Origin of the sequence: Amycolatopsis kentuckyensis, from assembly GCF_002155975.1 — a bacterium.
Classification (GTDB): Bacteria; Actinomycetota; Actinomycetes; order Mycobacteriales; family Pseudonocardiaceae; genus Amycolatopsis; species Amycolatopsis kentuckyensis.
In genome coordinates this window covers 1-6,491 of sequence record NZ_MUMI01000444.1, presented here as the reverse complement: position 1 = coordinate 6,491, position 6,491 = coordinate 1, and the positions used below count along the sequence as shown (strand labels likewise).

3 protein-coding genes are annotated in these 6,491 nt (G+C 71.7%); all 3 read right to left on the bottom strand.

The genetic code is table 11. The features are described from left to right. Positions 1–177 precede the first annotated feature (177 nt). Positions 178–3,924, bottom strand: a complete 3,747-nt coding sequence (locus tag CCN39_RS35955) for an ABC transporter ATP-binding protein (protein ID WP_086849695.1) — start codon at positions 3,922–3,924, stop codon at positions 178–180. A gap of 95 nt (positions 3,925–4,019) precedes the next feature. Next, the gene (locus CCN39_RS35950; RefSeq protein WP_086849693.1) at positions 4,020–4,907 is read right to left on the bottom strand and encodes an ABC transporter permease subunit; all 888 of its coding nucleotides are present in this window, start codon (positions 4,905–4,907) and stop codon (positions 4,020–4,022) included. After that, the gene (locus CCN39_RS35945; RefSeq protein ID WP_086849691.1) at positions 4,907–5,986 is read right to left on the bottom strand and encodes an ABC transporter ATP-binding protein; all 1,080 of its coding nucleotides are present in this window, start codon (positions 5,984–5,986) and stop codon (positions 4,907–4,909) included. Before CCN39_RS35945 ends, CCN39_RS35950 begins: the two co-directional genes overlap by 1 nt. Positions 5,987–6,491: the final 505 nt, after the last annotated feature.

Below are 6,491 nucleotides of genomic sequence, written 5' to 3'. Positions count from 1 at the left end.
CTTCGGGGCCCTGTCCCGCATCGCCGGCGGCTGAGGCCCGGTGACCAGACCCGCATCTCACGTGACCAGACCCGGAACTCGCGTGATTGAAGCCGGAACTCGCGAGTTCCGGCTTCAATCACGTGAGTTCCGGCTTCAATCACGCGAGTTCCGGGTTGGATCACGCGAGTTCCGGGTTCAGCCGAGGGACCAGAGGCGGGCGTAGTGGCCGTTCATGGCCAGGAGCTCGGGGTGGGTTCCGGTTTCGACGATGCGGCCGTGGTCCAGGACCACGATGCGGTCGGCGCGGGCCGCCGTGGCCAGGCGGTGGGCGACCACGAACGTGGTGCGGCGGCGGGCGACCGTCTCCGTGGCGCGCAGGACCGCCGCCTCCGTCGAGGGGTCGAGGGCCGCGGTGGCCTCGTCGAGGAGGAGGACGTCCGGGTCGACCAGCTCCGCCCGGGCCAGGGCCACCAGCTGACGCTGCCCCGCCGACAGCGAGCGGCCGCGCTCGCCCACCGGCTGCAGGAAGCCGGCCGGCAGGGCCGCGACGCCGTCGAGCGCGCCCACCGCGCGGACCGCCGCCTCGACCTCCGCGTCGGTGGCCGACGGGCGGCCGTAGCGGACGTTGTCGGCCACCGTGCCCGAGAACAGGTGCGCCTCCTGGGGCACCACGCCCATCCGGCGGCGCAGGCCGGCCAGGTCGTACTCGCGGACGTCCGTGCCGTCGATCCGGACCTCGCCGCCGGTGACGTCGTAGTAGCGGGCCACCAGCTTCACCGCCGTCGACTTGCCCGCGCCGGTCGCGCCGACCAGCGCGATCGTCTCGCCCGCCGCGACGTCCAGCGAGAACTCCGCCAGCGCCGGGGTCTCGGCGCCGGCGTAGGAGAAGCCGACCTCCTTGAACGAGACTTCGCCGCGCAGCCGCGGCGGCACCTCGACCGCCCGTTCCGCCGCCGGCACCGACGTCGGCGTCCGCAGCAGGTCGCCGATCCGGTTCAGGCCGACGCTCGCCTGCTGGTAGCCGTCGAACACCGCCGACAGCTGCTGGATCGGCGAGAAGAACTGCTGCAGGTACAGCAGGAACGCGAGCAGCACACCGGCCGACAGCGTGCCCGCCGAGACGCGGTTCGCGCCCACCACCAGCACCGTCGTGGTCGCCAGGTCCGACAGCAGCGCCACCAGCGGGAAGTACGTCGCCACGTACCGCTGGGCCCGCAGCCGCGAGCGCCGGTAGTCATCGCTGCGCGAAGCGAACGCCTCGGCGGAGCGGTCTTCGCGCGTGTACGCCTGCGCGACCCGCAGCCCGCTGACGTTCTCCTGCATGTCCGCGTTGACGACGCTGACCCGCTCGCGGGCTTCGTTGTACGCCTTCGACGCCGACCGCCGGAAGATCACCGTGGCCACCGCCAGCACCGGCATCATCGCCAGCGCGTACAGCGCCAGGCCGGCGTCGGTGACCAGCAGCGCGGCCGTGATCCCGGCCAGCGTCAGCGCGCTGACCACCGCGGTGGCCAGCCCGGTCTGCAGGAACGTCGAGAGCGCGTCGACGTCCGTCGTCATCCGGGTCATGATCTTCCCGGACAGCTCCCGCTCGTAGTAGTCGAGCCCGAGCCGCTGCAGGTGCGCGTAGCTGCGGACGCGCAGCGCGTACAGCACCGTCTCGCCCACCCGTGAGGTCAGCCGCGTCTGCGCGAAGACCACCAGCCAGTCGGCCGCGATCACCGCGGCGCCGATCCCGGCGGCGAGCCAGATCATCCACTCGACTCCGGTCCGCACGCCGTGGTCGACGCCGAACTGGTACAGCCCCGGCAGCGCGATCGACGCCAGCGCGTCCGCCGCCACCAGCGCGATCACCAGGGCCAGCGGCCGGCGGACCGGCCGCAGCAGCCCAGCCAGCCGGAACTTCGGGTCGGGCGCGGTGACGTCCACGCCGGGCAGCCGCGGCTCGTCGACGGCAGGCGGCAGCTTGCGCACACCCTCGATCAGCTCCGGCGTCGGCGGGACGTCGAGACCGCCGCCCCCGCCGACGAACCCGCTGCTGTTCGGGTCGCCGCTGCGCATCCGCGCGGCCTCGGCCAGCGCGTCGACCTCGTCGCGGCTCTCGTTGCGCGGCCACAGCGACGGCGTGACCCCGTCCTGGCCGCGGTCCAGGCCCTCGCAGCGGTGCTTCTCCTCGACGTCGTCGCCCGGGCCCGCCACCAGCTCGCGGAACAGCGGGCAGCGCGCCAGCAGCTCGGCCTCGGTGCCGACGTCGACGACGCGGCCTTCGTCCAGCACCGCGATCCGGTCGGCCAGCGCGAGGGTGGACCGCCGGTGCGCGATCAGCAGGGTGGTCCGGGTCGCGGTGACCGACCGCAGGGTGTCGTGGATCGCCGCTTCGGTGACGGTGTCGATGGCCGATGTCGCGTCGTCGAGGACGAGGATCCGCGGGTCGGTGATCAGGGCCCTGGCCAGCCCGAGCCGCTGCCGCTGCCCGCCCGAGAGCGTCAGCCCGCGCTCGCCGACCAACGTGTCGTAGCCGTCCGGCAGCGCGCGGATGAAGCCGTCCGCCTCCGCGGCCCGCGCCGCGGCGACGATCTCCTCCTCGGTGGCGTCCGGGCGGCCGTAGGCGATGTTGTCCCGGATCGAGGAGGAGAACAGGAACGCCTCCTCGAACACCACGCCGATCGCCTGCCGCAGCTGCCGCAGCGGGACGTCCCGGATGTCGAGGCCGCCGACCCGCACCGCACCTTCGTGCACGTCGTAGAACCGGGGCAGCAGCAGCGAAATCGTCGACTTCCCGGACCCCGCGGTGCCGACCAGCGCGAGGGTTTCGCCCGGGTTCGCGGTGACCGAAAGGCCGGCCAGCACCGGTTCGGTGCGCGTGTAGCCGAACCGGACGCCGTCGAGCTCCACGCCCAGCGGCCCGGCCGGCAGCGGCCGCGCGTCCGGTGCGTCGACGACCTCGGGCTGCGCGTCGATCAGCTCGTACACCCGCTCGGCGCCGGCGCGGGTCAGCTGGGCCTGCACGACCAGGCCGGACAACATCCGGGCCGGGCCGATCAGGGTCGCGAGGTAGGTGGCGAAGGCCAGGAAGGTGCCGAGCGTGATGGACCCGTTCAGCGCGAGGACCCCGCCGATGCCGAGCACGGCGACCTGGCCGGCGGCGGGCAGGGCGGCGGTGGTCGCCGTCGGGACCGCTGACAGCTTCGCCGCGCGAAGCCGCTCCCCGAACAGCTTCCGCGCGGTCGCTTCCAGCTTCGAGACCTCCCGCGTCGCCTGGCCGAAACCCTTGACCACCCGGACACCGGTGACGGTCTCCTCGACCTGCTGCGCGACGTCCGCCGCGCGCTGCTGCGCCGACCACGTGGCCGGGAAGAGGCGCTTGCGGCTGCGGGCCACGATGATGCCGACCGCGGGCGTGACGACCAGCGCGATCAACGTCAGCACCGGGGACAGCCACAGCATCGCGACGAACGACAGCAGCGCGAAGACCACCGAGCCGAACGACAGCGGGACCTGCATCAGGATCCCGGTCACCAGCTGCAGGTCGGAGATCGCGCGCGAGGCGACCTGGCCGGTGCGCAGCGCGTCCTGCTTGCCGCCGTCCAGCCGCGAAACGGCGTTGAAGACGCGCTGGCGCAGATCGTGCTGCACGTCGAGGGCGAGCTTCCCGCCGAGGTAGCGGCGCGCGAACGCGGTGCCGAAGGCGACCAGCTGCAGCCCGACCAGGAACACGGCGATCCCGGTCAGCCCGCCGGTCTGCCCGGCCACCGCGTCGTCCACCGCCGTGCGCACCAGCAACGGGCTCACGGCCTGCACGCCGACGCCGAACGCGGCGGCCAGCAGCGACAGCACGACGAGCACACGGTGCTCCCACGCCGCCGCGGACAGCCGGCGGATCCAGCCGGCTGTCTCGGCGGGTGGGAGCTCTTGACGGGAGCGGGGCGGAGCAACGGTCACGTTGTGACAGTAAGCGCCACCACCGACAAAATATTTCCCCGAACGCCGCGAAGGCCACCTCGAGCAGCTCGAGGTGGCCTTCGCGGACGGGAAGACTACGTGATGTCGCGCTTCTGGTTGCCCGCCCAGCCGAGGCCGAAGAAGACCATGGTCCACGCGAAGAAGATCAGCGCCGAGGCCCACCACGAGAGCACCCCGGGCGCGCCCGCGGTGAGCTGCAGGATCAGCTGCGAACCGGAGTCCACGCTGGCCGGCAGGTCGAGCGAGTTGAACCCGAAGGCGTCCGCCGCGATGCCGCCGACGATCCCGTTCGCGGTGCCGTTCGGCAGGATCCCGCCCAGGATGTCGATGTCCAACCAGGCCCAGAACACGATCACCAGAACGTTTTCCAGCAGCAGGAACCACACCATCAGCAGCACCACGGCCAGCGGCACACTGCGCAGCACCGCGCCGAACCCGATGCCGAACAACGTCACCAGCGCCCCGGCCAGCACCGACCCGCCGAGCGCGGCCAGCCACTGGCCCGTGGACGGCCACCGGCCCGAATCCACCGACGCCATGACCGCGAGCGCCGAAACGCCGAAGCTGATCAAGCCGTAGAGAGCGCCCCACACGAGGTAGGTGAGCATCTTCGCGGTCAGCGCCGAAACCCGGTTCGGGGCGGTGAGGAAGGTCGTGGTGATCGTCTTGTTGCGGTACTCGCCGGCCAGCGCGAAGACGCCGAACAACGCCGGCACGAGCTGCGCGATGTTGACGCCGTGCGCCAGCGCCAGCAGCCCCACCGGGATCTTGTCCGGGTCGAGGCCGATCATCTCGCTGACCTGACGGGCGTCCTTCGACCCGAGGAAGTCCGCGAAGTTGTTCGTGAGGCTGCCCCACGCGAAGGTCAGCCAGAACGCCACCAGCACCAGCGGGATCAGCAGCACCCACCACGTGTTCAGCGAGAGCGTCTTGCGGAACTCCGCCTTGATCAGGTTGCCCATCACTGCTGCGGTCCTCCCCAGTACTGCTGCTGTTGCTGCTGCGGACCCGACGGCGGGCCCTGCTGGTAGTGCTGCTGCTGCGGCGGGTAACCGGGCGGCGGGCCCTGGTACTGCGGCTGCGGCTGCGGCGGGTAACCCGGCGGCGGCGGGCCCGCGTGGCCCGGCGCGCCGGTGTACTGACCCTGCGTCAGCTGGAAGAACATCCGCTCCAGGTCGGCGTGCTCCTCCTGCATCCCGTACACGGCGATCCCGGCCTTCGCGGCGATGTCACCGATTTGCTGCACGCTCGACCCGGCCACCGCGACCCGGCCGTCCGGCGTCGGCGAAACCCCGGTGATGCCACTGTCCTGCAACGCCTTCACCAGCGCCGACGGGTCCGCCGGCTGCACCAGCACCCGGGACTGCTGGCTCTTGCGCAGCTGCTCCAGCGGGCCGTAGTAGCGAGTGACACCCTGGCTGATGATGACCACCTGGTCGATCAGCTGCTCGACCTCGTTGAGCAGGTGGCTCGAAACCAGCACCGTCCGGCGCTGCTCCCGCGCGTAGGAACGCAGGAAGTTGCGCAGCCACAGGATGCCCTCGGGGTCGAGGCCGTTCGTCGGCTCGTCGAGCACCAGCACCTGCGGGTCGCCCAGCAGCGCCGTCGCCAGCGCCAGCCGCTGCCGCATGCCGAGCGAGAACCCGCCCGCCTTCCGGTCCGCGGCACTGCCCAGGCCCACCAGGCCGAGCACCTCGTCCGCACGCCGGTCCGGCACGCCGATGGCCGCGGCGTACACCCGAAGGTGGTTGCGCGCCGTCCGGCCCGGGTGGAAGCCCTCGTTCTCCAGGACCGAGCCGACCACCCGCGCCGGGTTCCCCAGCTGCGAGTGCGGCCGCCCGTTGATCGTCGCCGTCCCCGATGTGGGTGTCACCAACCCGAGCAACATGCGCAACGTCGTCGTCTTGCCGGCGCCGTTCGGGCCCAGGAAGCCCGTCACCGAACCAGGTTCGACCGTGAAGCTGAGGTTCTGCACGGCGTTCACCGCGCCGAACTGCTTGCTCAGGTTCTGCACCACAATCCGGCCACTGCCGTCGTGCATACCGTCCCCTAACGTTCCCCGCTGATGCGGCGTCATCCTGCCCTACCCGTGACGCTCGCGCGCACGGAACGCCCGAGAGCGACCTTCGTCACTTTCCGCTACCGGCCGGTACCCCCTCCGGCGGCGCTGACCAGAGGATTCGTGATCTCCGGTCGATCAACTTGGTAAAGAATTCGTGCGACTTGCCGACCCGGTGCAGCCAAGTCCGCCAAAGCCCTCTAAGCTAGGTATCGGCGGCCCGCTCCCAGTGACCCCCAGGCTGGTTGAGCGGGTCGCCCCTTCGTCTCTGCATCGCGGCTTCGCCGCTCATGTCGACTTCGTCGTTTCTCCCGGGGGCCGAGCCCCCGGACCCCCACGGTGCCTTCTGCTCGGCTTCCAGCCCTGCCGTGGCTTTCGGTGGCTGAGTTGCCGGGTGCCCCACGGTGCCTGGCGTGCGGCTTCCAGCCCTGCCGTGGCTTTCGGTGGCTGAGTTGCCGGGTGCCCCACGGTGCCTGGCGTGCGGCTT

Bases quoted from the DNA above. Each gene is read 5' to 3' on its own strand.
- CCN39_RS35950 (WP_086849693.1), bottom strand. From the start codon at position 4,907: ATGGGCAACCTGATCAAGGCGGAGTTCCGCAAGACGCTCTCGCTGAAC.
- CCN39_RS35945 (WP_086849691.1), bottom strand. From the start codon at position 5,986: ATGCACGACGGCAGTGGCCGGATTGTGGTGCAGAACCTGAGCAAGCAG.